General features: G+C 72.9%; 1 protein-coding gene. It reads left to right on the forward strand.

What is annotated here, in order from left to right:
* Positions 1–420 precede the first annotated feature (420 nt).
* Positions 421–1,290 carry a LysR family transcriptional regulator gene (locus DQW85_RS22970; RefSeq protein WP_113702200.1) on the forward strand — a complete coding sequence of 290 codons (870 nt, stop codon included), beginning with the start codon at positions 421–423 and terminating at the stop codon, positions 1,288–1,290.
* The last annotated feature ends 84 nt before the right edge of the window (positions 1,291–1,374 follow it).

Raw genomic sequence — 1,374 nt, forward strand, 5'->3', positions numbered from 1 at the left:
GTACGGCGCTCCGGGCGGCGGCTGCGGATGCGGCGGGGTCGGAGGGGCTGGCCGCTGCTGGTGCGGCGGGCCCTGAGGGACGGGCGAGGGCTGCTGGGCCGGCCCGTGCTCCTGGCCCGGCTGGCGCTGACCGTGTCCGGGTGGCGGCCATGGGAACGACGGCGGGCGTGGGGGGCGTTCGGGCCCCGGGGGCGGCGGATGCTGCCCGTTGCCTGTCACCGTGACGCCCCCTCGCATCGGTTGTCCGTAACGCGTGACTCCTCCCGTCACGCTCCGGACCTTTGCCAAATTTTGGGCAGAAGCTTACTGATTTATCACCCGTCACGGATGTGACAGTGCTCGGTTACAGTCCGAAATCATTCGAGGTGATCTCCGCTATGTTCCGGACCGCGCGGCGGGCGGTGTCCTAGCTTCTTTGCCATGAACCTCCAGCAGCTCCGCTACGTGGTCGCGACTGCGGAGCACCGCACCATGACCGACGCGGCCAGGTCGCTCTACATCGCGCAGCCGGCGCTCTCGCGCGCGATCCGGGACCTGGAACGCGAGCTCGGCATGACCCTCTTCGCCCGGTCGGGGCGCGGCGTGGTGGTCACCGCGCAGGGCCGCCGGGTGGTCAAGCTGGCCCGGGAGGCGCTCGACGCCGTACACGAGATCGAGGGCCTGGCCAGCCACGCGGCGTCCAGCGAGGCGGAGCTCCGCATCGCCGCCACGCCCAGCCTCGAACCCGGCCTCGCGGCGCGGCTGCTCCCCGCCTACGCCGCCGAGCACCCCGGAGTCCGCGTCCACATCGTGCGCTGTGACGGGCGCGACGCCGTGGTCAGCGCCATCCGGGACCAGCGCGCGGATCTCGGGCTGACCGACCTGCCCGTGCCCGCCGACCTCATCACCCATCCGCTGGAACGGCAGGAGATCGTGCTGATCTCCCCGCCCGGCCTCGAACTGCCCAGCCCTGTGCCGATGGGCAGGCTCGACGGCATGCGCCTGGCCCTGCCCGCCCGTGGCAGCGTCCGGCGCAGGGAGCTCGACGCGATGTTCGGCAAGTTCTCCGTCAACCCGGTGGTCGTCCTCGAGACCGACGAGCGCAACGGCTGGCTCAACGCCGTGCGCAGCGGTCAGGCGTCGCTGCTGTGGTATCGCGGCATTGCCGAGCAGGCGAGCAGGGCCGGCCTGGTGGTGCGTTCGCTCGACCCGGCCGTACGCCGCGTCATCGCCATCGTGCACGCCCGCCGCCGCCTGCCGCTGATCGCCCAGGACTTCCTGTCCGCCGCCGAACGAGGCACAGCCGCCTGACCTGGCCGAGGCCGCCAGGCCCCGCCCGTGCCCACGCCGAGCCCCGGCCGCCGTGAAGCCACCCGGCAGCCGCCGCGAGCGCCC

The sequence above is a fragment of the Nonomuraea lactucae genome, assembly GCF_003313395.1.
Classification (GTDB): Bacteria; Actinomycetota; Actinomycetes; order Streptosporangiales; family Streptosporangiaceae; genus Nonomuraea; species Nonomuraea lactucae.

Bases quoted from the DNA above. Each gene is read 5' to 3' on its own strand.
- DQW85_RS22970 (WP_113702200.1), top strand. From the start codon at position 421: ATGAACCTCCAGCAGCTCCGCTACGTGGTCGCGACTGCGGAGCACCGC.